Below are 25889 nucleotides of genomic sequence, written 5' to 3' on the forward strand. Positions count from 1 at the left end.
CGAGGGACCGGAGCGACCCCCACCCCGGGACGGCGACCACCCCTCACCGCAGGCTGGCCACCAGCAGCGCCTTGATCGTGTGCAACCGGTTCTCGGCCTGGTCGAAGACGATGCTCGCCGCCGACTCGAAGACCTCGTCGGTCACCTCCACGCCGCCGGCCAGGTCCGGGTACTGCGCGACCAGCTCCCGGCCTACCGCGGTGTCGGTGTCGTGGAAGGCCGGCAGGCAGTGCATGAACTTGACGCGCGGGTTGCCGGTGGCCTGCATCAGCGCGGCGTTGACCTGGAACGGCAGCAGGGCCTCGATCCGTTCGCCCCACGCCTCGACCGGCTCACCCATGGACACCCAGACGTCGGTGTGCACGAAGTCGACCCCGGCCACCGCCTCCTGCGGGTCCTCGGTCAGGGTGACCCGGGCGCCCGTCTGCGCGGCGATCTCCCGACACTCCTGCACCAGTGCCTCCTCCGGCTGGAGCGCGGCCGGCGCACCGATCCGCACGTCCATCCCGAGCTTGGCGCCGATCAGCAACAGCGAGTTGCCCATGTTGTTCCGGGCGTCGCCCAGGTAGACGTAGGAGATCTCGTGCAGCGGCTTGGCGGAGTGCTCCACCATGGTCAGCACGTCGGCCAGCATCTGGGTGGGGTGCCAGTCGTCGGTCAACCCGTTGAACACCGGCACCCCGGAGTGCTCCGCGAGCTGCTCCACGAGGGCCTGGTCGGACCCGCGGTACTCGATGGCGTCGAACATCCGGCCCAGCACCCGGGCGGTGTCCTTGATCGACTCCTTGTGCCCGATCTGGCTGGACGTGGGGTCCAGGAAGGTGGTGTGCGCCCCCTGGTCGTAGGCCGCCACCTCGAAGGCGCACCGGGTGCGGGTCGAGGTCTTCTCGAAGACCAGGGCGATCGACCTGCCGGTCAACGACCGCTGCTCGGTGCCCGCCCGCTTGGCCGCCTTCAGTTCGGCCGACAGGTCGAGCAGGTGCCGGATCTCGGCCGGGGTGTGGTGCCGCAGGGACAGCAGGCTGCGCCCGCGCAGGTTGACGGCCATAGGGCCTCCTCGGTCAGCGGTCAGGGGTACCCAGATTAGGGCCCGGGGGTCCACCGGCGTGACGCGCCCGTGCCGGCCGCCGTGGACCGTCGCCCGGGGCCGGGGGCCAGCGGGCGACCGGATACGCTCGACCTCGCCGGCCGTCGACCGGCGACGACCCGACACAGTGAGGTGAGCCGTGGACCCGGAGGAACTCGAGGCGATGGTGGGGGCCGTGCGCGACTTCGCCCAGGGCGAGTTCGCGCCGAACGCCGTGCAGTGGGACCAGGACAAGCACTTCCCGGTCGATGCCCTGTCGCGCGCCGGGGACCTGGGCCTGGGGGGCATCTACACCCGCGAGGACGTCGGGGGCTCCGGCCTGAACCGCGCCGCGGCCGTGCGGATCTTCGAGGAGCTGGCCAAGGCGGACACCGCGCTGGCCGCCTACATCTCGATCCACAACATGGCGACCTGGATGATCGACTCCTTCGCCGACGACGAGCAGCGCCAGCGGTGGATCCCCTCCCTGACCTCGATGGACGTGCTCGCCAGCTACTGCCTCACCGAACCCGACGCGGGGTCGGACGCCGCGGCGCTGCGCACCACCGCCCGCCTGGACGGCGACCACTACGTGCTCGACGGGGTGAAGCAGTTCATCTCCGGCGCCGGCGCCTCCGGGGTCTACGTGGTGATGGCGCGCACCGGTGAGGCGGGGCCGAAGGGGATCAGCACGTTCATCGTGCCCGGGGACGCCGAGGGCCTGAGCTTCGGCGCCAACGAGCGCAAGATGGGCTGGAACACCCAACCGACTCGGCAGGTCATCATGGACAAGGTCCGGGTCCCGGTGGCCCAGCGGATCGGCGCCGAGGGCCAGGGCTTCAGCATCGCCATGAAGGGCCTGAACGGCGGCCGGCTCAACATCGCCGCCTGCTCCCTCGGGGGCGCCCAGTGGGCCTACGAGCAGGCCATCGCCTACCTGAAGAGCCGGGAGGCTTTCGGCCAGCCGTTGATCAACCAGCAGGCCCTGGTCTTCCAGCTCGCCGACATGGGCACCGACCTGGAGGCCTCCCGGCTGCTGCTGCACCGGGCCGCGGACGCGCTGGACGCCGGGGAGAAGGACCTGGTCCGGCTCTGCGCGATGGCCAAGAAGTTCGTCACCGACGCCTGCTTCGAGGTCGCCAACCGCGCCCTGCAGATGCACGGTGGCTACGGCTACCTGTCCGAGTACGGCGTAGAGAAGGTCGTCCGCGACCTGCGGGTCCACCAGATCCTGGAAGGCACCAACGAGATCATGCGCGTCATCGTCGGTCGCTCGATCGTGGAGGCAGGCAAGTGAGCGGGGAGAGCAGCCCCGGGACGGCCGCCGACGAGGCCCCCGTCCTGTTCAGCACCACCGGGCACCTGGGCCACATCGAGCTCAACCGGCCGCGGGCGATCAACGCGCTCACCCACGAGATGGTCGGCCTCATCCGCGCCCGGCTCGACGCCTGGGCCGACGACGCCGCCGTGCAGACGGTGCTGCTGACCGGGCGCGGCGAGCGCGGCCTGTGCGCCGGCGGCGACATCGTCTCCCTCTACCGGGACGCGACCTCGGGCGACGGCACCTCCTCGGCCGACTTCTGGCGCGACGAGTACCACCTGAACAACCTGATCGCCGAGTACCCCAAGCCGTTCGTGGCCGTGATGGACGGCATCGTCCTCGGCGGCGGCATCGGGCTGTCCGCGCACTCCCGGATCCGGGTGGTCACCGAGCGTTCCTCGATCGGTATGCCGGAGACCGGCATCGGCTTCATCCCGGACGTCGGCGGCACCTGGCTGCTGTCGCATGCCCCGGGCCAGCTGGGCACCCACCTCGGGTTGACCGCCGGCTCCGTCGGGCCCGGCGACGCCCTGCTGGTCGGGCTGGCCGACCACTACGTCCCCAGCGACCGGATCCCGGACCTGGTGGCGGCGCTGGCCACGGACGACGCGGCCGAGGCGGTGGCCCGGTTCGCCGAGGCCGCACCGGAGGCCCCCCTGACGGCCGACCGCGAGTGGATCAACACGGCATACGGCGGGGACAGCGCGGTGGAGATCGTCGCCGCGCTCCGGGACCGCCCGGAGGAGGCCGCCCGCAAGGCGGCCGAGCGGATCACCCGCAAGTCCCCGACCTCGGTCACCCTGACCCTCGAGGCGCTCCGGCGCGCCGCGACCTTCCCCGGGCTGCGGGACGCGCTGGAGCAGGAGTACCGGGTGGCGCTGCGGGTCTTCGCCGGGCCCGACTTCGCCGAGGGGGTGCGGGCCCAGGTGATCGACAAGGACCGCAACCCCTCGTGGACGCCGCCGACCCTGGAGGAGGTCGCGCCCGAGGCCGTCGCCCGCGCGTTCGCCCCGCTCACCGACCGCCCCGAACTGGGCCTCACCGGCCACCCCGACGACACACCATCCGGCACACCTTCGACGACACAGGAGTGAGCAGCACCATGAGCAAGGTCATCGCGTTCCTCGGACTCGGCAACATGGGCGGCCCGATGGCCGTCAACCTCCTCAAGGACGGCCACACCGTGCACGGCTTCGACCCGGTCGAGGCGGCCCAGCAGCACGCGAAGGAGAACGGTGTCGACGTCCGCGGCACGGCCGCCGAGGCGGTCGAGGGTGCCGAGGTGATCATCACCATGCTGCCCAGCGGCAAGCACGTGCTCGACGCCTACCAGGGCGCCGAGGGCATCCCCGGGCTGCTCGAGCTCGCCGCGCCGGACACCCTGTTCATCGACTGCTCCACCATCGCGGTGGCCGACGCCCGGGAGGCGGCCCGGCTGGCGCACGACGGTGGGCACCGCGCCATCGACGCGCCCGTCTCCGGCGGCGTGGTCGGCGCGGAGGCCGGCACCCTGGCCTTCATGGTCGGCGCGTCCGAGGAGAACTTCGCCGCAGCCCAGCCGGTCCTGGAGCCGATGGCCAAGCGGATCGTGCACTGCGGCGAGGCCGGGGCCGGCCAGGCCGCCAAGGTGTGCAACAACCTGATCCTGGCGATCTCGATGATCGGCGTGAGCGAGGCGTTCGTGCTGGGCGAGCAGCTCGGCCTGACCCACGAGGCACTCTTCGAGGTCACCTCCAACGCCACGGCCACCTGCTGGGCGCTCAACACCAACTGCCCGGTCCCCGGACCGGTCCCGACCAGCCCGGCCAATCGCGACTTCACCGGCGGTTTCGCCAGCGCCCTGATGGCCAAGGACCTGGGCCTGGCGATGCACGCCATCGAGTCCACCGGCACCGAGTCCCGCCTCGGGTCGATGGCCGCCCAGATCTACCAGGACTGGGCCGCGGGCGAGGCCGCGCGCCTGGACTTCTCCTCGATCATCACCGAGATCCGCGAGCACTCCACCGCGACTGACGGCGGTGCCGCATGACGACCTACGAGCACATCCTGGTGACCCGGGAGGACCGGGTCGGGGTGATCACGTTGAACCGGCCCAAGGCCCTCAACGCGCTCAACAACGCCCTCATGCTGGAGGTCGTGGCGGCCGCGCAGGAGCTGGACGCCGACCGTGGCATCGGCGCGATCCTGGTCACCGGCTCGGAGAAGGCGTTCGCCGCCGGCGCCGACATCAAGGAGATGCAGGCGCAGAGCTACCAGGACGTCTACCTGTCCGACTGGTTCGGCCCGTGGGACTCCCTCGCCCAGGTGCGCACGCCCCTGGTCGCGGCCGTGTCCGGGTATGCCCTCGGCGGCGGCTGCGAGCTGGCGATGCTGTGCGACGTGCTGCTGGCCTCGGAGACCGCGAAGTTCGGCCAGCCGGAGATCACCCTGGGTGTCATCCCCGGCATCGGCGGCTCGCAGCGGCTCACCCGCGCGATCGGCAAGGCCAAGGCGATGGACCTGGTGCTCACCGGCCGCACCATCGGCGCCGAGGAGGCCGACCGCTCCGGCCTGGTGTCCCGGGTGCTGCCCGCCGAGGGCTTCCTGGAGGCGGCGAAGGCGGTCGCCACCACCATCGCCGGGATGTCGCTGCCGGCGACCTACGCGGCCAAGGAGGCCGTGAACCGCGCCTTCGAGACCACGCTGTCCGAGGGTGTCCGGTTCGAGCGGCGCACCTTCCACGCCACCTTCGCCACCGACGACCGCACCGAGGGCATGACGGCCTTCGTGGAGAAGCGCGCCCCGGAGTGGCGGCACGGCTGAGCGGCCCCGGACGTCCCCGTCCGCTGCCGTCACCACCGACCCGGTGCGCATCCTCCTGGTCCACCCGCCGGCGCTCTCGCCGGTGGTCTTGCGACCGCTGCGCACCGTGCTGGAGGCCGCGGGGCACGAGGTGGCCGTGCCCGACTACACCGCGGAGTTGACGGTCGCTGCCTCCTGGTGGCGACGCGCCACGCGGGAGTGCGTCCGCGCGGTCGACGCGCTGCTCGGGTCGCCTCCGGTCCGGGAGGGCGCCCGCGACTACGCCGGCACCGGACCCGGGCCGGACCTGCTGGTCGGCTACTCCGGCTCCGGGGTCCTGCTGTCGCCGATCGCCGCGTCCCGCCCGGCAGGTCGGGTGGTCTTCCTGGACGCGCTGCTGCCCGCCGAGGGCCGGGAGACGGTGCCCTCCGAGCAGGTCCGGGCATTCACAGCCCGGCTGCTGGCCGAGCACGGCGGGGAACGGCTGCCGCGGTGGACCCGTTGGTGGCCCGCCGACGACCTCGCGGCGCTGCTGCCCGATGCCTCCCTGCGCGAGGAACTGGACGCCACCAGCCCCGAGCTGCCCGGCGACTTCTACGACGAAGCGGTCGGGGTCTCCCCCGGCTGGGAGCCGGACCGCGTCGACTACGTGCAGCTCAGTGACGGGTATGCCGAGCAGGCGGCGGCCGCGGCCGGGCGCGGCTGGGTCGTACACCGACTGCCCTCGGACCACCTGGCGGTCGTGACCCGGCCGGAGGAGATCCGGGACTTCCTCACCGGGTGAACCGGCCGGCCTCCCGCCCGTCGAGTCGTCCGGGCGCCGCGCCCCGCCCGCAGATCACCAGGAGGAGGTCCTGGGCCCGCCCGGTGACCTCCGACCCGGTCCCCAGGCCCCAGTCGAGATCGGTGGCCGCCAGGCGGACGCCGTCCAGGTCGACCCCGAAGTAGCGCAGCTGGTCCGGTCGGGTCCCGCCCAGGACCATCGCGATCCGCTCGACCGGCACGCTCCGCCCGGTGCCCAGGCCCTCGGTGATGTCCAGCCCGTGGATGGTGTCGTGCGACAGGGCACCCAGCCGGCCCCCTCCCGGCGGCTTCCAGGGGTGCTCGATGTGCTCGGCCACGCAGGTCCTCAGCTGCTCCGGCGTCAGGGCTGCCGCGTCCCTCCGAGCGGCCCGGTCCGCCATCCGGTTGAAGTTGCCGCGGGCCCGCACCACCCCGGCGAGCACCCTGGGCAGCGAGTAGCGGTAGGCCATCGTGATGTGGGCCACCACCTCCCGCACCCGCCATCCCGCGCAGAGCGTCGGGCTATCCCACTCATCCGGCGCCAGGCCGGTAAGCAGGTCGGCCAGGGCGCGGCGCTCCGCCCTGATCGCCTCGCCCACCTGCTCGTCGGTCGGGTTCGCCGGCACGCTCATCGGTTCCTCCAGACGTCGTGGTCGGGTCTCACCGGGTGCAGACCCCGGCCGGCCGCCGGACTAATCGGTCAGATCCCGAGCACCTGCTGGGCGATGGTGAAGTAGATCAACAGGCCGGTCGCGTCGCAGAAGGTGGAGATGAACGGCGTGGAGAAGACGGCGGGATCCACCCCCATCGCCTTGGCCGCCAGCGGCATCGCCCCGCCGACCGTCGCCGACAGGGTGCACACGCTGAGCAGGGTCAGCCCGATCACCGCCCCGATGCCGGAGTCGTAGAAGGCCGAGGCGACCGCCCAGCCGAGGACCCCGAGCAGGGAGCCGAGGAGCGCCCCGGCCCGCAGCTCCTTGAAGGCGACCCGCCCGACGTCGCGCGGCCGGGCCTCCCCCACCGCGAGCGCCCGGGTGACGGTCGTGGCGGCCTGCGACCCGGTGTTACCCCCGATGCCGGTGAGCAGCGGGATGAACAGGGCCAGCGCGACCCGTTGCTCCAGGGTCGCCTCGAAGAGCTCGAGCACGTTGACGGTGAGCACGGCGGAGACGCCGAGCACGAGCAACCAGACGATCCGGGACCGGGTGATCTGCCGCACGGGGGTGCGCAGGTAGGGCAGCCGCAGCGGCTCGGCGCCACCGGCGCGGGCCTCGTCCTCGTCGCGGGCGGCCTCCACGATGCGCGTGGCGTCGTCGATGGTGAGCATGCCCAGCAGCCGCTCCTCCCGGTCCAGCACAGGGAAGGCCAGCACCCGCCGCTCCACGCACCGCCGGGCCGCCTCCTCGGCGTCCTCGTCGGCATACGCGAACATCGGCGTCACCATGTGGTCGGCCACGAGGTCCCCGCCGGGCGGCAGCAGCAGGCTGCGCAGGCTGATCACCCCGACCAGGCGTCGCCCCTGCTCGACCACCGGGATCGTGTAGATCGTCTCCGACGCCGCGCCGCCGGCCCGGACCCGCTCCAGGGCGGCCCCCAGCGTGTCGGTGGGGCGCACGGACACGAAGTCCGGCGTCATCCGCCGCCCCACGGAACCCTTCGGGTAGCCCAGGACGACGTCGGTCCGCGCCCGGGAGTCCTCCGGGACCGAGCGCATCAGGCTGGTGGCCACGGTCGCCGGGAGCTCGTCGAGGAGGACGACCCGGTCGTCCGGGTCGAGCCGGGCGAAGACCTGCGCCACCTCCCGCTCGCCGAGCTGCTCGACCAGTTCGCGTTGCGCCGCGGGGTCGAGGGCCTCGAAGACCGCCAGGGCGGCGCCCTTCTCCAGCAACCGGAAGGCCACCGCCTGCTGGGGGTCGCCCAGCCGCTCGAGGGTCGCCGCCACGTCCTGTGGTGCGTACCGGGTCAGCAGGTCCGCGGTCCCCCCGAGGTCGTCGTCCGCCAACGCCTCGCGGAGGGACTGCAGGAGGCTGTCGTCCATCTGTGCTCCTTGGGCTGCGGGCTCCCCCGTGGCGCCAGCGGTCGGGCGGGGAGCCCGGTGGCCACCATAGCCGCGGCCCCGTGACAGCCTTGGAGGCGTGACCGACTACTTCGCCGGCGACCCCCGCAGCAACCGGGAGCGGATGCTCGCCGGAGACGACTACATCGCCGACGACCCCGACCTGACCCGGGACTCACAGCGGGCGATGCGCCTGCAGGCCGCCTACGCTACGGCATACCCGCAGAACCCGATCGCGGCGCGGACGATGCTGCGCGAGCTGCTCGGGGAGATTGGTGAGGACGTGGAGGTGCGCCCCCCGTTCTTCGTCGACTACGGCACGCACCTCACGATCGGCGATGGCACGTTCATCAACTACAACCTCACCGCCCTGGACGTCGCCCCGATCACGATCGGGCGGGACTGTCAGATCGGTCCCAACGTCCAGCTGCTGACCCCCACACACCCGCTGGACCCCGAGCGGCGCCGCGCCAAGATCGAGAGCGCCGCGCCGATCCAGATCGGGGACAACGTCTGGCTCGGCGGCGGGGTCATCGTGCTGGCCGGGGTGACCATCGGCGAGAACAGCGTGATCGGTGCGGGCGCCGTCGTGACCGAGGACATCCCCGCCGATGTCGTCGCCGTCGGCACGCCCGCCCGCGTGGTCAAACACCTGGCCTGAGCCCTACCCGCCTGGCGCATTATTTAATCACAATATAGAGTGATTAAAAGCGCAGGATCGTCCTGCAGCGCCACGGGAAGGGAATGCAGATGAGTATCGCCGAGCGCTCCACTCGGACCACGTGGACCGGCCCCCTCGCCAGCGGGTCCGGCACCCTCGACGGGGGCAGCAGCCAGGCCCTGGACGGCCAGGAGGTCACCTGGGCAGCCCGCACGGAGGCACCGGGCGGCAAGACCAGCCCGGAGGAGCTGGCGGCCGCCGCGCACTCCTCGTGCTTCTCGATGGCCCTGGCGCTGAAGCTGGGCGAGAACCAGACCCCGCCCGGACGCCTCGAGGTCGACTGCACGGTGACCCTGGACGCGGTCGACGGCGTGCCGACGATCACCACCTCCGCGCTCACCGTGAAGGCCCAGGTCGACGAGCTCGACGCGGACCGCTTCGCCGCGATCGTCGACGAGGCCGCGGCCCTCTGCCCGGTGTCGCGCCTGTTCACCGGCGCCGAGGTCTCCGTCCAGGCCGAACTCGTCCAGGGCTGAGCGACGGCGATGAGCGGCATCGCGAGCCCCAGCGTCCCGGGCGGCGCGACGGACGTGGACGAGGCGAAGGGCCACTGGCTGCTCGCCGGCCTCGGCAAGCGCGTGCTGCGGCCCGGCGGCGTGGGCCTCACCCGGACGCTGCTGGCCGGGGCCAGACCCGAGGGCGCCGACGTGGTCGAGCTCGCCCCCGGCCTGGGTCGGACCGCGTCCGAGATCGTGGCGGCGGGCCCCCGCTCGTACGTGGGCGTGGACCGGGACCCCGCCGCGATCCGGGCCCTGACGCAACTGCTCGGGATCCGCGGCGCGGTCCGGCAGGGCGATGCGGCCGCGACCGGGCTCCCTGCGGCCAGCGCGGACGTGGTGGTCGGCGAGGCCCTGCTGACCATGCACGGCGACCGCGACAAGGCGGCCATCATCACCGAGGCCGTGCGGCTCCTGCGGCCGGGCGGCAGGTATGCCATCCACGAACTGGGACTGGCCCCGGACTCGATCTCCGACCAGATCAAGACCGACGTGCGGCAGGCGCTCGCCCGGACCATCCGGGTGAACGCCCGGCCGCTCACGGCCGCCGAGTGGCAGGCCCTGCTGACCTCCCACGGACTCGTCGTCGACCAGGTCGAGTATGCGCCGATGGCACTGCTCCAACCGCGCCGGCTGCTCGCCGACGAGGGTCTCGGCGGCACGCTCCGGTTCGCCGGAAACCTGCTGCGCCACCGGCAGGCCCGCCGACGGGTGCTCGCCATGCGTCGGGTCTTCCGGGCCAACCGGGACCACCTGACGGCCGTGGCCCTCGTCGCCCACAAGCCGCATTCCGACGACCCCGAACGATGACGCCACCACCACCCACCCGCCGAGAAAGGCACCACCGTGCACCTCCGCACCGCCCGTGAGGGCCTCGTCCGCCAGGCACCCGCACCGCACAGCCCCACCGTCACCGTCTTCTTCGGCGGGGACGAGGACGGCACGGACGTGGGCCTGGTCGCCGTGACCGTTCCGCCCGGGGCCGGCATGCCGCCCCACAAGCACGGCGGCTCCGACGTCATCCTGACCCCCACCTCGGGCAGGGTGCGGATCACCAAGGGCGAGGAGTCGATCGAGGTCGGCGTCGGTGACGCCGCGCTCATCACCAAGGACGAGGCCGTCGCCCTGACGAACCCAGGTGACGAGGAGGCCCGGGTCATCGTGGCGGCCGGCCCGGCCGACTTCGTCGCCGGGATCCGCGCCTGGCCGGAGCCGGTGACCGCCGCCTCCTGATCGGCGGTCGGACTATCCCCCCGGGTGGGCGGCCCCGACGGGCTGCCCCGCCCGAGCCGGTCCGCCCGGAATCACCGACGCAGGCTGGAGGGAGACACCGAGAAGGCCCGCGAGAAGGCGTAGGAGAAGCCCGCCGGTGAGGCATAGCCGAGGGAGGCGGCCACCGCCGTCACGGACTCCTCCCGCAGCCGGGGCACCGCGCTGAGCAGCCGGGCCCTGGTCCGCCACGAGGCAGGGCTCGTCCCGGTCTCCTGCCGGAAAGCCCTGGTGAAGGCACGCTCACTCATGGCCGCGGCGCGCGCCCAGTCCGCATTGCTGACGGCCAGCGCCGGGTCGGCGAGGTAGTCGCGGCACAACCCGGCGAACACCCCGTGCCGTGGCAGCGCGACGTGCAGGGGCAACCCGCTGAGCGCCGAGAGCTCGTGCAGGACCAGGGCGACGAGCGCGGCGTCGCGTCCCGCCGCCGCGTACTCCGCCTCCATCTCCACGGCGCCGAGCAGCAGTTCGCGCAGCAACCCGCTCACCTGCACCACGGCGCACTCCCCCGGCCACCACGGGACCGCCGCCGGCTCGACATACAGGCTGGCGGTGCGCACGTCGAGCATCAGCACCCGGTGCCGAGTCCGCGGCGGGATCATCACGGCACGCTCCCCCGGCACCATCCAGGTGCCGTCCGCCGTCTCCACGCGCATCGTGCCCGTGGCCGCATAGAGGAGTTGGACGCGGCGGTGGTCGTGCCAGTCCAGCAGGTATCCGGAGGGATAGTCCGTCGCGATCGCCAGGACGTCCCGGTCGAGGTGGTCGACCTCCGCGACGGGAATGTTGCGCACGCGGTCATCGTAGTGGCTGCTTTTCGTAAGAACGGTGCCGACCTTCGATTGTCGGCACCGTTGCCCCTCGGGTGGGATGGACCGGTGGGTGACCTACTGCTTCTCCTGTCCATCGGCGCGCTGTCCGGCGTGACGACCGTCCTGTTCGGCTTCGGCGGCGGCTTCGTGACCGTCCCCGTCGTGCTCTGGGTCGACGCCTCGCTCGGCGCCCCCGCCCCCACCGTCGCGGTGGCGACCTCCTCGGTCGTGATGGTCATCAACGCCGCGGTCGCGACCCTGGCCACCCGGCGCCAGGTACTCACCCGCCTCCGCCCGGCGATCCCGCTCCTGGCCCTGCTCGCCGTGGGCGGCGCGATCGGGGCACTCCTGGCCCGGGTCGCCCCGTCACCGGTGATCACCTGGGGCTTCATCAGCTACCTGGTCGTCACGATCGCCGACGTGACGGTCCGGAAGGGCTTCGTGCAACCGACACGGCAGACCGCAGCGGCAGCGGACCGGTTCGAGATCCGGAGCGGGCTCGGGGCGCCGATCGGGGCGGTCGCCTCGTTCCTGGGCGTCGGCGGCAGCGTGATGACCGTGCCGTTGCTGCGCCGGGCCGGCCTGGACATGCGCACCGTCACCTCGCTCGCCAACCCCCTCACCCTGGCGATCAGCCTGCCCGCCTGCATCGTCTTCCTGCTCGGGAACCCGGTGGGCGACCTGGCCGGCGCCGCCCTGGTCGGCGCGGTCGACCTGCGGGCGGCTGCGCTGCTGCTCGCCGGCGGCCTGCCGGTGATCGTCCTGCTGCGGCGTCGGCCGCCTGCGGTCTCCGACCGGGCGCACGCCGTCGGCTACATCGTGCTGCTGTGCCTCGTCCTCGGCGCCATGGTCCGCACCGTGTAGTTACATAGGTAACCTATGTATACTCGTGGCTTGTGACCCCACCCCCAGACCATGCGCTAGCACGGGACCGCGCCCTCGGCAGCGACCTGGTGACCTACGCCGCCCGCCTGGTGCGGGCCGTCCGTCAGCAGCTCCCGCAGGGCCCCGGAGCCCGGATCCTGTCGATCCTCGACCAGCACGGGGCACTGTCCGTGACCGCGCTGGCCGGGATCGACCGCTGCTCCCAACCCACGATGTCGGTCGCGGTCCGCCAGCTCGAGGAGCAGGGCCAGGTGAGCCGGGTCGCCCATCCCGACGACGCGCGGAGCACCCTGGTCCACCTCACCGACGGGGGCCGGGCCGAGCTGGCCCGGGTGCGCGAGGCGAACGGCCGCATGGTGGCCGAGCGCCTGACCGGGAGCACGACACACACCACCGAGGACCTGCGCACCGCGGTCGCACTGCTCCGCGACCTGCTCGACGCGCCGGCCTCCCCCACCGACCCAGGAGGAGCATCGCCGTGACGGCAACCGAACCGCATACCACCACCACCGACCAGCCACCGACCGGCGGATCGATCCTGCGCCAGCCACGTGCCGTGTGGGCCGTCGCCTTCGCCTGCGTGATCGCGTTCATGGGCATCGGTCTGGTCGACCCGATCCTGAAGGAGATCGCCGCCCAGCTGGAGGCGACGCCGAGCCAGGTGTCGCTGCTGTTCACCAGCTACATGGCGATCATGGGCGTGGCCATGCTGGTGACCGGGGTCGTCTCCAGCCGGATCGGCCCGAAGCGCACGCTGCTGCTCGGACTGGCCCTGATCACCGTCTTCGCCGGCCTGGCCGGACTCTCCGGCTCCGTCGGTGCCGTGATCGGCTTCCGCGCCGGGTGGGGGCTGGGCAACGCGCTGTTCGTGGCGACCGCGCTGTCCACGATCGTCGCCGCGTCGAAGGGCTCGGTCGGCCAGGCCATCATCCTCTTCGAGGCGGCGCTCGGGCTGGGCATCGCCACCGGACCCCTGATCGGCGGGCTGCTGGGTGAGATCTCCTGGCGCGGCCCGTTCTTCGGCGTCTCCACGCTGATGACCCTGGGCCTGGTGGCGACGGCCTTCCTGCTGCCGTCCACCCCGCCCAGCGGGCGCCGCACGACGCTGGCCGACCCGCTGCGCGCCCTGACCCATCCCGCGCTGGCCTTCCTGGCCGTCGTCGCCATCTGCTACAACCTGGGCTTCTTCACCCTGCTGGCCGCGGGCCCGTTCGCGCTGCCGAGCCTGGGGATCATGGAGATCGGCTGGGTGTTCTTCGGCTGGGGCCTGCTCCTGGCGTTCACCTCGGTGGTCCTCGCCCCGTGGCTGCAGCGCCGGATGGGCACCGTGCCCGCGCTCACCACGGCCATCGCCCTGTTCGCCGCCGACCTGTTGGCGCTGGCCCTCGGCGCACAGCACGAGGCCGTGGTCGTGGTCGGCATCGTAGTCGCCGGCGGCTTCCTCGGCATCACAAACACGCTGGTCACCGAGGCGGTCATGGGATCTGCCCCGGTCGAGCGGGCCGTGGCCTCTGCGGCCTACTCCTTCGTCCGCTTCACCGGCGGAGCCATCGGACCGTTCGTCGCCCTCAGCCTGGGCGAGAGTCACGGGGTGTCCGCCCCGTTCTGGTTCGGCGGCACCGCGGTGGTGGTCGGCGTGGTGGTCCTCCTGGCGGGCAGCACCACCATCCGACGCGCCCTGGAGGGCCCCGGCGGTCACGGCGCGGGGCAGCACGGCCCGGCGGACCCGGCCGTCCGGGCGGAGGCAGAACTGGTCGGCGACGCCGGCTGATCCGGTGAGCGCCACCCACTGCCGGCTCTCAACTCGTCGGCGGATGGGTTGGGAGGCGACTACCCGGACGGTGGTTGCCAGAGCTCGATCGGGAGCCCCTCGGGGTCGTAGATCCGCGCGAACAGTCCGTAACCGGCATCCCCGTCGTCGACGACCCGTTCCACGTCGATGCCGGCGGCCTCGAGGCGGTCGGTCAAGGCGTCGAGGTCGTCGACGCGGAGGTTGAGCATGAACTGCTGGTCGGCCGGAAAGTAGCCGGAGTCAGCGGGGAACGGCGCCAAGACGGTGCCGCCCGCGGACTGTTCCCACACGCTGGTCTGGCCGGCATCGATCCCCAGGTGCTCGCGGTACCACGCGGCGCGTGCGTCCGGGTCCTTGCTGCGGAAGAACAACCCACCGATCCCGACGACACCCATCATCGACCTCCGTCCCACGGGCCAGGCGGTTCCACCCCGGAAACGACGGAGGCCGCCCTCTCGGGCGGCCCCATAGTCGTCGGCTGCGCCCTCACGGGGAGGGCGACCGGGTGGTGGAGCTGAGGGGAATCGAACCCCTGACCTTCTCATTGCGAACGAGACGCGCTACCAACTGCGCCACAGCCCCAAGTACTGCTTGCGGCTACGAACTTTAGCACCAGGTCGCCCGGATTCCGATTCAGGTCCGGCGAGGGCCCCACGGCCCGCGTCCGGGCCTCACAACTGGGCGAGATCCTCGACGGTGGGCTCCCAGGACCCGGCGGCGACGTTGGCCGGCACCTGGTCGGCGCTGGTCACGCCGGCGATCACCGAGGAGACGCCCGGCTGGGCCGCCAGACCGCCGATCGCGACGTCGAGCACCGACCGGCCGCGTTCGGCGGCGAAGGCCTCGATCCGTTCGATCTCGTCCCAGTCCGCGCCGGCGAGCCGCTCCGCCTGGGAGTCCGCCGCCAACCGGCTCCCCGCCGGTGCGGCCTGGTCCCGCCGGTACTTGCCGGTGAGGAGCCCGTACTCGAGCGGGAAGAACGGCAGGATCCCCACGCCGACGGTCTCCGCCGCCGGGATCAGCTCCTGCTCGGCCGCGCGGTCCAGCAGGGAGTACTTGTTCTGCGCCGACACGAACGCGGTGTAGCCGCCGGTGCGGGCCGTCCAGTCGGCGTCGACCACCTGCCACCCGGCGAAGTTGGAGGACCCGACGTAGCGGACCTTGCCCTCCTGGACCAGTTCGTGCAGCGCCGCGAGGGTCTCCTCGATCGGGGTCACGGGGCACGGCCGGTGCATCTGGTAGAGGTCGATCCAGTCGGTGCCGAGCCGGCGCAGGCTGGCCTCGACCGCCCGGCGGATGTAGCGGCGGGACCCGCGGGCGCCCCAGTCCGACCCGTTCGCCCCCTGCATGTCCATCCCGAACTTGGTCGCGACGACCACGTCCTCGCGCCGCTCGCCCAGGGCCGCCCCGAGCAACTTCTCGCTCTCCCCCAGCCCGTAGGTGTCGGCGGTGTCGAAGAGGGTGACCCCCTCCTCGATCGCGGCGTCCACGATCCCCTGGACGGCGTCGGCGTCGATCCGGGCGCCGAAGGCGTTGCAGCCGATCCCGACGGTGCTCACCATGAGTCCGGAACTGCCCAGCGGGCGGTAGGTCATCTCAGTCATCCCCCCATCCTGCACGTCGGGTCGCGGGCCGCTACGCCGGGCTCCCCGCGATGTTGACCATCCACGGGGTGCCGAAGCGGTCCACACACATCCCGAAGTGGTCGCCCCACGGCGCCTGGGCCAGCGGCTCCACGACCTGCCCGCCCTCGACCAGGGCGTCCCAGTAGCCGCGCAGCTCCCGCTCGTCGTCCCCGCTGAGCGACATCGAGAAGTTCGACCCGGGCGCCAGATCCGTCCCCGCTGGAGTGTCGGCCCCCATCAGCACCATGCCCGAGGGGGTCGTCAGCTGGGCGTGCATCACCTTGTCCGCCTCGGCCGGATCGTCACTCGCGGCCGCGCCGAACTCACCGAAGGTGCTTAGCCCCAACTCCCCGCCGAACACGCCCTGGTAGAACTCCATCGCCTGCCGCGCGGTGTCCCGGAAACTGAGGTAGGCGTTGAGTTGGGTGGGCATTGCAGGCTCCTTCGCAGGCGGCGGTCTCTCGCCTCATCATGCTCCGCCCCTGCGGGGTCCGCCACCTGGTCAGGTCAGCCGACGTGGTGCACGGCGGGCAGGTCCTCGAACTCCTCGTCCAGGGCCAGCGCGTTGCCGTCGAACGGAAGGTCCTCGACCGGTGTGTCGGCCGCGGCACGGTCCCTGGCCCGGGGTGCCCGGGCCTTGAGCGTGTAGGTCGGCGGGGGGACCGGGACGGGCTGCCAGGTGCCGGGCTCGAGCTGCGCGGCGGGCGCTTCCTGCCGGGGGTCCAGGTCGGCCGCGGGCACCGACGCCTCGACCGCCTCCACGTCGTAGAGGGCGTCCCTGGTCCGGGACGGCGCGGCCGCAACGGTCACGGTGGCCTGGGCCGCCACGGGTGCTGCCTGGTAGATCGGGGCCGAGCCGCGCACCCGCGCGGCGGCGACCGGGGCTCCGGTGAGCCGTGCGGCACCGCTGGCCCGGCGCACCGGGCGCCGTGTCGCTGCGGGGGCCGCCTGGGCGCGGCGACGCTCCGGGCGGGGGGTGACCTGCGGGCGCCGGGACGGGTGCCGCACCGGGGAGGTGGACCGGCGTCGGGCGCGGGCGACCGAGAAGCGGACGTAGCCGAGGGCGGCACCGAAAGCGGCCACCCCGGCCGGGGCGGCCCACCAGGTGCCGGTGACCGCCAGCGCGATACCCGCGACGAGCAGGACGGCACCGATGACCAGGGCCAGCGCCCGGGTGCGCGCCGGGGTCAGCAACGGAGCCGACGCCGTCACCGTGCGGCGGGTGCTGGTCGCGCCGCGTCGCTGGGGTGCCGCCGCACTGGACCTGGTCGGCGGCGCGGCCGGAGTCGGCCCGGTGTTCGCCGTCGGCCCAGTGTTCACAGTCGGCCCGGCGGTCGTGGCAGCGTCCCCGACGACGGTCAGCCGGGGCTGGGCCCGCTTGACCACGACGTCGGGGTGCGCCGGACGGGACAGGCCCACGGCATACGACTGCCGTTGCGGTGCCGCGACGTTCATCTGGGGCAGCACCCGGCGCCGCTCCAGGACGCGCATCGCCTCGGAGAACCGGTCGACCGAGCGGGCGGTGGCGACGTGATCGCGGCGACGGATCCAGTGCTGGACGACATAGACAGCCCAGACCGTGATGATCACGAAGAAGATCAGGCTGCTCGGGGTCACACGGCGACCATACAAAGGCGCCGAGCACGGCGAGGGGAGTTTTGCGGTGTGTCGCCCAAGCGACGGGTGTGACTGGTGCGATTTAGCTCCGGGGGTGGTCCGGGGACCTCCGGGACAGCGCCCCGACCAGGGTCCCGCCGGCCAGCTCGTCCGCGGTCACGGCGAAGCTGCGGTGGTCCCGCCAGTCCCCCGCGACGTGCACCAGGCCGACCCGTTCCCCCTCGTCGCGCAGTCCCAGCCGGCGGGCGACGGCCAGGCTGTCGGTGTTCTCCGGCCGGATGTTCACCTCGACCCGGTGCAGCCCGTAGTCGGTCAGCGCATGGTCGATCAACATCGCCAGCGACCAGGTCGCCAGTCCCCGCCCGACCGCCTCCCGGTCCAGCCAGTATCCGGCGGTCCCGGTGCACCGCGGCCCCCACACCACGTCGAACAGGTGCATCTGGCCGACCACGCCCGTCCCGTCGTCGATCACGAACGGCAGCGCCCGCCCCTCCCGGGCGGACCGGTCCAGCCCGCGGCGCAGCTGGCCGAAGGTGAGCCGGGGCTCCACCCCATACGGGATGGTGGCCTCCCACGGCTGCAACCACTCCCGGTTGCGGGCCCGCAGCTCCTGCCACCGTCCCCGGTCACCGCGGGCCAGGGGTCGCAGCGTCACCACCGACCCGTCGGGCCGCCGGGCCTGCAACCGCACCGGCCACCGGCTCACCCGGCGCCCCCCGCGCTGCTCACCGGGACCAGTCCCCCGAGCGTCCGCCGGACTTGGCCACCACCTGGATGCCGGTGATGGTCGCCAGCTTGTCCACGGCCTTGATCATGTCCACCAGCGCCAGGGCCGCGACGCTGACGCAGGTCAGCGCCTCCATCTCCACCCCGGTACGGTCGGCGGTCCGCACCGTGGCGGTGATCCGCACCCCGTCGTCCTGCACCTCGAGGTCGACCTCGACCGCGTGCACCGCCACCGGGTGCGCCAACGGCACCAGGTCCGGCGTGCGCTTGGCCGCCTGGATGCCGGCCACCCGGGCCACGCCCAGGGCATCGCCCTTGGGCACCGTGCCGCCCCGCAGCGCCTCCACCGCCGCGGCCGACAACAGCACCTTCCCCTCGGCCGAGGCCGCACGCACCGTGACCGCCTTGGCCGAGACGTCCACCATGTGCGCGGTCCCGTCGGGCCGCAGGTGGGTCAGCCGGTCGGGGCCGCTCACCCCTGGTCCTCGTCCTCGGCGTCGGACTCCTCCTGCGCGGCCAGTCGCGCCTCGATCTCCGGCAGGGGGCGGAGCAGGTGCACCTGGACCTCCTCACCCGCCTGGACCTCCTCGGCATCCGCGTCGATGATGGCCAGCCCGTCGGCCGCCGCGAGCCCGGCCACCAGGTGGGACCCGGGACCGCCGGCCGGTTCACAGGCGTACTCCCCGGTGAGGTCCCGGCTGAGCCGGACGCGGGCATACTGCCGCCGACCCTCCGGCGTGCGCCAGCCCTCGACGACCAGCGCGGGCAGCACCACCGGCTGGTCGAGCCGACCGGAGATCTTGGCCAGCGCCGGGCGGATGAACACCTCGAAGCTGATCAGCGCGCTGACCGGGTTGCCCGGCAGGGTGAACACCGGCACTTTGCGCTTGCCGAGCAGGCCGAAGCCCTGCGGCTTGCCCGGCTGCATCGCCACCTCGGAGAACTCCATCGACCCCTCGCCGGTGAGCACCGCCTTCACCGCGTCGTAGGCGCCCTTGCTCACGCCCCCGGTGGTGATGATGACGTCGGCGTGGTCGAGGTGGTGGGTGATCTCGGCCTTGATGCTCTTCTCGTCGTCCACCAGGTGCCCTAGGTGCGAGGCGTAGTAGCCGGCCCGTCGCACCGCCGACACCAGCATCGGCCCGTTGCTGTCCTGGATCTGTCCCGGCCCGGGCGTGCTCCCCAGCGGCACCAGCTCGTCACCGGTCGAGAGCACCACCACCCGCACCGGCGCCAGCACCCGCACGGTGCTGATGCCGGCCGAGGCGATCACGGCGACCTCGGCCGGACCGATCGTGGTGCCGGCCCGGACCAGCAGGTCGCCGACCCTGGCGTCCTCCCCCGCGCGCCGCACGTGGGCACCCTCCCGCGGGGCCACCTTGATGAGCACCTCGTGGGGGCGCTCGTCGGTGTCCTCCAGCGGGACGATGGAGTCCGCGCCCTCGGGGACCGGGGCCCCGGTCATGATCCGCCAGACACTGCCCGGGGTGTGCGTATGCGGTTCGCCGGCCCCCGCGGCGATGTCACCCTGGACGGGCAGCAGCTTCGGGTGCTCCGGGTCGACGCCCTCGAGCTCGGCGGCGACCACGGCATACCCGTCCATCGCCGAGTTGTCGAAGCGCGGCAGGTCCACCCCGCAGGTGACGTCCTGCGCCAGGACCAGGCCCCCGGCCTCGTCCAGCGGCAGCGCGACCTCCTCACCCGGCTCGACCTGGTCCAGGATCCGTGCCAGGTGCTCCTCGACGGTGATCATGCCTGTCCTCCCTGTCCCGCGACGTAGTCCTGCAACCACGCGCTGAAGTCCGCGCCGAGGTCGGGGTGCCCCGCGCCCAGCTGCACCACGGCCTTGAGGTAGTCGAGCCGGTCGCCCGTGTCGTAGCGGCGCCCGCGGAAGACCACCCCGGTCATCCCCGACCCCTCACCCGTGGCGGTGGCCAGTTGCAGCATGGCGTCGGTGAGCTGGATCTCCCCGCCCCGACCCGGCTCGGTGTGCTCCAGCGCCTCGAAGATGCGCGGGTGCAGGACGTAGCGGCCGATCACCGCCAGGTTGGACGGCGCCTCCTCCACGGGAGGCTTCTCGACCAGGCCGGTGACCGTCACGACGTCGCCCTCCGCGCCGTCCGCGATCTCGGCGCAGCCGTACTTGTCCACCTGGTCCCGGGGTACCTCCATCAGGGCCACGACGGATCCGCCGCGCTCGGCCTGCACCGCGATCATCTGCTCGAGCAGGTGGTCCCGCTCGTCGATCATGTCGTCACCGAGCAGCACGGCGAACGCTTCGTCGCCCACGTGGTGCCGGCCGCACAGCACGGCGTGCCCGAGCCCGCGGGGCACGCCCTGTCGGACGAAGTGGACGTCGATGTCGCTGCTGCGCCGGATCCGGTCTGACCGGACCGTGTCCCCCTTGGCCTCCAGCGCCGCCTCCAGCTCGTGGTGCCGGTCGAAGTGGTCCTCGATCGCGCCCTTGCCACGACCGGTCACCATCAACACGTCGGTGAGCCCCGCCCGGTTGGCCTCCTCGACGATGTACTCAATCGCCGGGCGGTCCACCACCGGCAGCATCTCCTTCGGGATCGCCTTCGTGGCGGGCAGGAATCGGGTCCCCAACCCGGCCACGGGGATCACTGCCTTGCGGATACCTGTGCTAAGACCCTCGCTCATGGACCCCCACAGTAGTGGGCGGTGCGCCGGGCGGGCGGTCAGGGACAATCGGGGCATGCCCGACCCCTCCTCCCCCGCCCAGACCCCCACCCCGGAGAGCAACCCCGTGGCCGCCAAGACGGCGCTCCGGGCGCAGCTGCTGGCCCGTCGCCGTGCCCTCGCCGACGGCTTCGGACCTGACGGGCGCCGGGAGTTGGCGGACCGGCTCGCCACCGCCGGGATCGACTGGTTCCTCCGGTATGCCGCAGCCTCGGGCCGCCCGGACGCCCCGGCCGGGTGGACGGTGACCGCCTACCAGTCGCGGCGCACCGAGCCACCGGTCGAGGACCTCGTGGATCGGCTCCGGGCCCGGGGGGTGCGCGTGCTGATGCCGATCACGCTGTCACTGGAGTCCGGCCAGCTGGACTGGTTCGACGTCGCCGACCCCGACAGCACTCCGCTGGCCCGTGGCGTGATGGCCGAGGTCGACGTCGCGTTCACCCCCGGCCTCGGCGTGGACGGTCGTGGCATCCGGATCGGCAAGGGTGGCGGCTACTACGACCGGGCGCTGCAGCTGCTCCGGCCCGACACTCCCACCGTGACCGTCCTGCACGAGCACGAGCTGCTCCCCCACGTCCCCGACGAACCGCACGACACCCCGGTCTGGGGCGTACTCACCGCCGACGGCGTCCACCAGTTCTCGTCCCGCGAGGGGTAGCAGTTGGAGCGACCCCGGGGCCTGGGTGGGCCCTGAGGTCGCGGCATAGGTCGGTGTCGGCGTGGGGGTGTTGGCGTCGGGGTGTCCGGCGTTATGGGTGGTTGAGCAGGGCTGGGGTGGGTGCCACCCCGAGATCTCGGGGTGGTCGGTATCGGGTGTTGCGGGCCCAGGTGGTGCCTCCGGGTGGCCGGAATTCGGGGATCCCGTCGCCGGGGTGGAATCTGATCTGCCAGTGTTGGTCGTGGATCAGGTGGTGGTGGAACGCGCAGAGCATCACGCCCTGGTCCAGGTTCGTCTCGCCCCCGGTGGACCAGGGGTTGCCGGCGTGGTGGAACTCACACCACCCCGGGGGTCGGTCACAGCCGGGCATCGCGCATCCTTGGTCGCGTTGCCCGATCCCGATCCGTTGGTGCTTGCTGAACAACCGGCGCAGGGTCCCGTGGTCCAACGGCAGGCTCTTACCGTCGAAGACCTGGGGCAGGATCTGTTGGGTGCAGGCCAACCGGCGGATCTGTCCGGCGGTCAACCGGATGCCAGTCGAGGTCGTGCCGCACCCGGTCCCGGTGGCGAGTTTCTCCTGGGACAGGGAGACCGCGACCACGGCCGCCGAGCCACCGGACTGGACGAACCCGTCGGTCGGGGTGTGCTCGATCAGGGCGCAGAACGCCTGCCCCAGTTTCTGCGGGTAGGACCGGTCATCACCGCGGCCACCCGACCCGTCCGGGCCACCCGGCCCGGCAGAGCTACCAGAGCCGCCGCCGGTTGCGGTTTCGGGTCGGGTGGTGTGGAGGTGGTTGCGGCGGGGTGAGGCGACCGCGTCCAGGATGGTCTTGAGGAGGTCGCCCTGGACGGTGGGGATGGTGAAGCCGCCCTGGTAGGTGCCCTCACCGGTCTCTCGCATCCAGAACGTGGTCAGGGACCGGGCGCGGCGTTCGCGACGGGCCACGACCTGTTCCTCATCGGCGTCGGTCTGCTCCGGGGTGGCCCGGAAGACTTCGCTGATCCGGTCGCCCCTGGCCCGCAGGTCCCGCAGCGTCATCGTGCCGGCCTGGCCGAGCAGGGTGGTCTCTGCCGTCGCCCGCTCCTCAGGGGTCACGTCTTCGGGTAGGTCTTTGAGGATCTTGCCGATCACCTGTGCCTGGGCCCGGGTGATCTGCCCGGCGCCGAAGGCGTCCTCGGTCGCACCGGCGCGTGCTTGGTGCAGGGTGTCGCCGAGCCGAACCAGTTCATCGCCCTCGCGCCGGTCCCCGCCGAAGTCGGACCCGAGTAGCGACCCTGTCGAGGCTGCGCCGTGCTGGCGGGCCGTGCCGGCCGCTTCCAACACCCGGGCTGCGGCCATCTTGTGCGCACAGACCTGCTCGGCCACCCGCGACAACCGGGCATACAACGCCCGCACCGCGGGCGCCTCCAGGCCCGCCCACGCCTGACGCGGCACCGCACCGAGGGCGGCCTCCACCCCCGCCACCATGGCCTCCACCGGATGCGGCAGTGGCGCTACCGGGTGCCCGGCGACCGATCCGGTGGCCGGGTCGGCGACCTGTTCCGGGGCGACCTGGACGGGTCCAGGAACCTGAGACGGTCCGGCGAGCGGGGGCGGTCCGGGAACCTGGGACGGTCCGGGAACGTGAGGCGGCCCGGTCAGCACCATCGGCGCTTCCTCCTGCGGGTGTACCGCCATTCCCCTCACCACCCTCCGGCATCCCACCTGCCACTCCGACCAACGTCCTTCCCCGGGACCCTGATCGAATCTTTGTCCTAATCTAACCCACCCACCGCACCTTCGTCAATACGTTCGACGAAAAAATGTTCGAGAATTTTCGGCCGCCACCTCACGCGTCCGGTCGGGGCTGGGGTGGGTGTGGGCGCGGGACCGTCAGTTGTCGCTCCCCGGCGGCAGCAGGGTCAGGGTCTGCTCGCCGGCCTCCTCGACCGCCTCCGGGGAGTGCACCCAGGGGTAGGTCTCCCCCTCGATCCAGGCCTGCGTCTGGTCGTTGTAGTTGCGGTGGAACGGGTGCCCGGAGTTCCCCGTCTGGTTGACCCAGCGGGAGGCGTCCAGGTCGGCCAGGTCGACGACCATCCGCATCGAGGGCGCAGCGGTGACCTGGTAGGTCCCGGACCCCGCGTCCCAGCTGTTGGCGTTCACCAGCGCCGAGCCGCCCGGCATGCCGTAGGGGCCGTCGCTGAAGATGCCCTGCACGATCTCGGGCACGCCCTCGGCGCTGAACACCTCGTGGCTCATCGAGACCCGGTGCAACCGGCCCCACTCCCAGTCCTCGGGGTTCTTGCTCAGCCGCCGGGTCAGGTCCAGCCGTGCCTCGACCATCGCGTTGCGCAGCACCTCGTCGCGGGTTTCGACGACGCCCACGGTGCGCTTGTCGTCCCACCACGGGTCCTCGGGCTTGGACAGCAGGTTCTCGGTCAGCGTCATCCAGCGGGCGTTGCCGGTGGCGTGCAGGTCGCTGGGCAGCTCGTCGTTGAAGGTCTGCTCCAGCACCTGGGCCCACACCGCGTAGAAGTAGGTCGCGGCCGCCGACTGCTCGCCGCTGGCGGGCGCGGTCCGGTCCCAGTCGCGCAGCAGGTCCTGGGCCTCGGTGTAGAACGCGTCGTCCAGGTCGACCTCGAGCAGGGCCGGGACGAGGGCATCGGCGAACTCGCTGTAGGTGTCGGTCTGGATCGTGGTCATCGTGTCGGTCGTCAGGGGCCCCTCGGCAGCCGCGGCATGGAGCAGGTCGAGGATCCGCTGGGACCGGTAGCCGGTGTCCCACTCGGTCGTCAGGAACGGGGTGTTGAACCGCGACACGGCCTGGTTGGCGGTCACGATGATCCCGTCGTCGGGGTTCAGCACGAAGGGGAGCTGGCTGAACGGCACCCAGCCCTTCCAGTCGTATGCCGGATCCCACCCGGGCGATGGCCAGTAGCCGGGCGGTTTGCCGGTCGTGGAGCTCTGCCGCACCGGGATCAGGCCGGGGGCCTGGTAGCCGATGTTGCCCTCGGTGTCGGCATACACCAGGTTCTGGGAGGGGACGGCGAACAGCTTGGCCGCGGCGCGGAACTCCTCCCAGTCCGTCGCGGAGTTGAGCGCGAACACGGCCTCGGCCGTCCGGGACTTCTCCAAGCCGGTCCAGGCCATGGACACGTCGTAGCGCTGGGAGGACTCCACCCCGTTGACCGGGGCGCTCTGGCCGGCGTCCCGGACCCCGTCGATGGCATCGGATAGGATCGGGCCGTGGTCGGTGGCGCGCACCTCGATCTCCACGTCCTCCCCGCCGGCCACCCGGATGGTCTCGGCGCGGGTCTCCAGCGGCACCCAGGTGTTCTCCCGCCGGTACTGCCCGTCCTCGATGTCCTCCCAGTAGAAGTCGGTGACATCGGGATCCAGGTTGGTGAACCCCCAGGCGATGTTCTGGTTGTGCCCGATCACCACGCCGGGGAAGCCGGCGAAGGTGAACCCGGAGACGTCGAACGGGCAGGCCTGGCTCACCTCCCTGCAGTGCAGACCGGCCTGCATCCAGATCCCGGGCTGGGTGACGCCCAGGTGCGGGTCGTTGGCCAACAGCGGCAGACCGGACTCGGTGTGCTCGCCGGAGACGACCCAGGAGTTGGACCCGACGCCGTCGTCGCCGGACAGCAGCGGCGGGATCGCCGCGAGCGCGGACTCGGTCCGCTCCAAGGACGCCAGGTCGACCGGGTTCTTCGGCCGGACCGGATCAGGTCCCGGCGTCACCGCACCGCCCCGGTCGCCGGTCGTGGCGTCGTCAGTCGGCTCGTCCGCGGGGTCGGTGACTGCCGTCCCTCCCTGACTCAGGTCGGCCTTCCACTCGTCGTCGCTGAGGATCGGATCGTGCTGGTCGAACGGGTAGTCGGGGTAGAGCGAGGTCAGCTGGTTCAACGACACGTCGCCGGCCAACCGGGCGCGGGCGAGCTCGTCGGTGTAGTTGCCGCGCAGGTCCCACGCCATCGCCTTGAGCCAGGCCAGGGAGTCGACCTCGTCCCACGGCTCGATCGAGTACCCGGGCGCGGTCTGGGCCAGCAGGACGTACTCCAGCCCGACCTGGGAGGGGCTGGGCCGCTCGGCCAGGTAGGCGTTGACGCCCGCGGCGTAGGACTGCAGGTAGCGCCGCGCCTCCGGGGACAGGGTCGGCAGCTCGGCCTCGGCCACCCGGCGCCAGCCCATGGTCCGGATCACCGTGTCGGTCTCGACCCCCGCCTCCCCGACCAGCTCGGAGAGGCGGCCGGCGGTGACGTGCCGGCGCAGGTCCATCTGGAAGAAGCGGTCCTGCGCGGCGACGTAGCCCTGGGCGAGGAAGAGGTCCTCCGGCGTGTCGGCATACAGGTGGGCCACCCCGAGCTCGTCGCGCACGACGGTCACCGGCGCGGTCAGTCCCGCGACCTCCAGGTCTCCCGCCGTCTGCGGGAACGACCGGCGCACCAGGCCCACCCCGAGCACGGCCGCCGCGACGAGCACGATCACCAGGATGGCGACCAGCGGGAGCAGGACGCGGCGGAGACGGGAGGCAGGCACACCCCGAGCGTATGACACCGAGCGCCGAGTCCGGCGCAGCGCCGTACACTACGTTCTC

At 72.4% G+C, this 25889-nt stretch carries 27 protein-coding genes and 1 tRNA gene; 13 read left to right on the plus strand and 15 right to left on the minus strand.

The window, feature by feature from the left end; translation table 11 throughout:
* Window positions 1-43 precede the first annotated feature (43 nt).
* Window positions 44-1048, minus strand: a complete 1005-nt coding sequence (locus tag FB467_RS16295; protein WP_141786034.1) for an ornithine carbamoyltransferase — start codon at window positions 1046-1048, stop codon at window positions 44-46.
* Between the two features lie 178 nt (window positions 1049-1226).
* Between FB467_RS16295 and FB467_RS16300 the strand changes: the two genes are divergently transcribed.
* From FB467_RS16300 to FB467_RS16320, 5 genes are read left to right on the plus strand one after another with little or no spacing between them, the layout of a single operon-like run.
* Entirely contained in the window at window positions 1227-2363 is a 1137-nt protein-coding gene (locus FB467_RS16300; RefSeq protein WP_267128619.1) for an acyl-CoA dehydrogenase family protein, read from the plus strand.
* Window positions 2360-3481 carry an enoyl-CoA hydratase/isomerase family protein gene (locus FB467_RS16305; RefSeq protein ID WP_141786035.1) on the plus strand — a complete coding sequence of 374 codons (1122 nt, stop codon included), beginning with the start codon at window positions 2360-2362 and terminating at the stop codon, window positions 3479-3481. Before FB467_RS16300 ends, FB467_RS16305 begins: the two co-directional genes overlap by 4 nt.
* Window positions 3482-3489: 8 nt before the next feature.
* Window positions 3490-4416, plus strand: coding sequence for a 3-hydroxyisobutyrate dehydrogenase (mmsB, locus tag FB467_RS16310; protein WP_141786036.1), 927 nt, complete (start codon window positions 3490-3492; stop codon window positions 4414-4416).
* Entirely contained in the window at window positions 4413-5189 is a 777-nt protein-coding gene (locus FB467_RS16315) for an enoyl-CoA hydratase (RefSeq protein WP_141786037.1), read from the plus strand. The genes mmsB and FB467_RS16315 overlap by 4 nt, the downstream gene beginning before the upstream one ends.
* 43 nt (window positions 5190-5232) lie before the next feature.
* Window positions 5233-5952: a hypothetical protein gene (locus FB467_RS16320; RefSeq protein ID WP_141786038.1), complete on the plus strand. Its 720-nt coding sequence runs from the start codon at window positions 5233-5235 to the stop codon at window positions 5950-5952.
* Here FB467_RS16320 and FB467_RS16325 read toward each other — a convergent pair.
* Window positions 5942-6583 (minus strand): maleylpyruvate isomerase family mycothiol-dependent enzyme, encoded by a 642-nt coding sequence (locus FB467_RS16325; protein ID WP_141786039.1) that lies wholly within the window; start codon window positions 6581-6583, stop codon window positions 5942-5944. The genes FB467_RS16320 and FB467_RS16325 overlap by 11 nt on opposite strands.
* Window positions 6584-6651: 68 nt before the next feature.
* A complete protein-coding gene (gene mgtE / locus FB467_RS16330) occupies window positions 6652-7989 on the minus strand; it encodes a magnesium transporter (RefSeq protein ID WP_141786040.1) in 1338 nt (445 codons plus the stop codon).
* A gap of 142 nt (window positions 7990-8131) precedes the next feature.
* Between mgtE and FB467_RS16335 the strand changes: the two genes are divergently transcribed.
* The 4 genes from FB467_RS16335 (at window position 8132) to FB467_RS16350 (ending at window position 10458) form a co-directional block, all read left to right on the plus strand.
* Window positions 8132-8668 (plus strand): sugar O-acetyltransferase, encoded by a 537-nt coding sequence (locus FB467_RS16335; RefSeq protein WP_211350695.1) that lies wholly within the window; start codon window positions 8132-8134, stop codon window positions 8666-8668.
* Between the two features lie 89 nt (window positions 8669-8757).
* The gene (locus FB467_RS16340) at window positions 8758-9204 is read left to right on the plus strand and encodes an OsmC family peroxiredoxin (protein ID WP_141786042.1); all 447 of its coding nucleotides are present in this window, start codon (window positions 8758-8760) and stop codon (window positions 9202-9204) included.
* A gap of 9 nt (window positions 9205-9213) precedes the next feature.
* The gene (locus FB467_RS16345; protein WP_141786043.1) at window positions 9214-10035 is read left to right on the plus strand and encodes a class I SAM-dependent methyltransferase; all 822 of its coding nucleotides are present in this window, start codon (window positions 9214-9216) and stop codon (window positions 10033-10035) included.
* Between the two features lie 36 nt (window positions 10036-10071).
* A complete protein-coding gene (locus FB467_RS16350; protein ID WP_141786044.1) occupies window positions 10072-10458 on the plus strand; it encodes a cupin domain-containing protein in 387 nt (128 codons plus the stop codon).
* 71 nt (window positions 10459-10529) lie between these two features.
* Here FB467_RS16350 and FB467_RS16355 read toward each other — a convergent pair whose 3' ends face one another.
* Complete coding sequence (locus FB467_RS16355) at window positions 10530-11288, minus strand: AraC family transcriptional regulator (protein ID WP_141786045.1); 759 nt, start codon at window positions 11286-11288, stop codon at window positions 10530-10532.
* A gap of 84 nt (window positions 11289-11372) precedes the next feature.
* On the opposite strand from FB467_RS16355, the gene FB467_RS16360 reads away from it, so the two are divergent.
* Genes FB467_RS16360 through FB467_RS16370 form a run of 3 tightly spaced genes read left to right on the plus strand, consistent with a single transcriptional unit; the run spans window position 11373 to window position 13962 of the window.
* Entirely contained in the window at window positions 11373-12170 is a 798-nt protein-coding gene (locus FB467_RS16360; RefSeq protein ID WP_141786046.1) for a sulfite exporter TauE/SafE family protein, read from the plus strand.
* A 32-nt stretch (window positions 12171-12202) separates the two neighbouring features.
* A complete protein-coding gene (locus tag FB467_RS16365; protein ID WP_141786047.1) occupies window positions 12203-12673 on the plus strand; it encodes a MarR family winged helix-turn-helix transcriptional regulator in 471 nt (156 codons plus the stop codon).
* The gene (locus FB467_RS16370) at window positions 12670-13962 is read left to right on the plus strand and encodes an MFS transporter (protein ID WP_228393308.1); all 1293 of its coding nucleotides are present in this window, start codon (window positions 12670-12672) and stop codon (window positions 13960-13962) included. The genes FB467_RS16365 and FB467_RS16370 overlap by 4 nt, the downstream gene beginning before the upstream one ends.
* Before the next feature lie 59 nt (window positions 13963-14021).
* On the opposite strand, the gene FB467_RS16375 is transcribed toward FB467_RS16370, so the two are convergent.
* The 9 genes from FB467_RS16375 to galU all read right to left on the minus strand — a co-directional run bounded on the left by FB467_RS16375 (window position 14022) and on the right by galU (window position 20612).
* Window positions 14022-14378, minus strand: a complete 357-nt coding sequence (locus FB467_RS16375; RefSeq protein ID WP_141786048.1) for a VOC family protein — start codon at window positions 14376-14378, stop codon at window positions 14022-14024.
* 111 nt (window positions 14379-14489) lie between these two features.
* Window positions 14490-14565 (minus strand) — tRNA-Ala (locus FB467_RS16380).
* A gap of 89 nt (window positions 14566-14654) precedes the next feature.
* Window positions 14655-15578 carry an aldo/keto reductase gene (locus tag FB467_RS16385; protein ID WP_141786734.1) on the minus strand — a complete coding sequence of 308 codons (924 nt, stop codon included), beginning with the start codon at window positions 15576-15578 and terminating at the stop codon, window positions 14655-14657.
* 40 nt (window positions 15579-15618) lie between these two features.
* On the minus strand, window positions 15619-16041 hold the full coding sequence (locus FB467_RS16390) for a VOC family protein (protein WP_141786049.1): 423 nt from the start codon (window positions 16039-16041) through the stop codon (window positions 15619-15621).
* A gap of 74 nt (window positions 16042-16115) precedes the next feature.
* Window positions 16116-17225 carry a hypothetical protein gene (locus FB467_RS16395; protein ID WP_141786050.1) on the minus strand — a complete coding sequence of 370 codons (1110 nt, stop codon included), beginning with the start codon at window positions 17223-17225 and terminating at the stop codon, window positions 16116-16118.
* Window positions 17226-17307: 82 nt separating this feature from the next.
* Complete coding sequence (locus FB467_RS16400; RefSeq protein WP_228393520.1) at window positions 17308-17880, minus strand: GNAT family N-acetyltransferase; 573 nt, start codon at window positions 17878-17880, stop codon at window positions 17308-17310.
* Window positions 17881-17950: 70 nt separating this feature from the next.
* Complete coding sequence (gene moaC / locus FB467_RS16405; RefSeq protein WP_141786052.1) at window positions 17951-18427, minus strand: cyclic pyranopterin monophosphate synthase MoaC; 477 nt, start codon at window positions 18425-18427, stop codon at window positions 17951-17953.
* Window positions 18424-19704: a molybdopterin molybdotransferase MoeA gene (locus FB467_RS16410; RefSeq protein ID WP_141786053.1), complete on the minus strand. Its 1281-nt coding sequence runs from the start codon at window positions 19702-19704 to the stop codon at window positions 18424-18426. The genes moaC and FB467_RS16410 overlap by 4 nt, the downstream gene beginning before the upstream one ends.
* Entirely contained in the window at window positions 19701-20612 is a 912-nt protein-coding gene (gene galU, locus FB467_RS16415; RefSeq protein ID WP_141786054.1) for a UTP--glucose-1-phosphate uridylyltransferase GalU, read from the minus strand. The genes FB467_RS16410 and galU overlap by 4 nt, the downstream gene beginning before the upstream one ends.
* Before the next feature lie 55 nt (window positions 20613-20667).
* Here galU and FB467_RS16420 point away from each other — a divergent pair, with 55 nt between their 5' ends.
* Window positions 20668-21309 carry a 5-formyltetrahydrofolate cyclo-ligase gene (locus FB467_RS16420; protein WP_170230805.1) on the plus strand — a complete coding sequence of 214 codons (642 nt, stop codon included), beginning with the start codon at window positions 20668-20670 and terminating at the stop codon, window positions 21307-21309.
* 91 nt (window positions 21310-21400) lie between these two features.
* Here the strand turns inward: FB467_RS16420 and FB467_RS16425 are convergent, their stop codons facing one another.
* Together FB467_RS16425 and FB467_RS16430 are read right to left on the minus strand one after the other, a co-directional pair.
* Window positions 21401-22774 (minus strand): HNH endonuclease signature motif containing protein, encoded by a 1374-nt coding sequence (locus FB467_RS16425; protein WP_170230806.1) that lies wholly within the window; start codon window positions 22772-22774, stop codon window positions 21401-21403.
* Between the two features lie 408 nt (window positions 22775-23182).
* Window positions 23183-25831, minus strand: a complete 2649-nt coding sequence (locus tag FB467_RS16430; protein WP_141786057.1) for a penicillin acylase family protein — start codon at window positions 25829-25831, stop codon at window positions 23183-23185.
* Between the last annotated feature and the right edge of the window lie 58 nt (window positions 25832-25889).

It is taken from the genome of Ornithinicoccus hortensis, from assembly GCF_006716185.1.
Lineage (GTDB): Bacteria > Actinomycetota > Actinomycetes > Actinomycetales > Dermatophilaceae > Ornithinicoccus > Ornithinicoccus hortensis.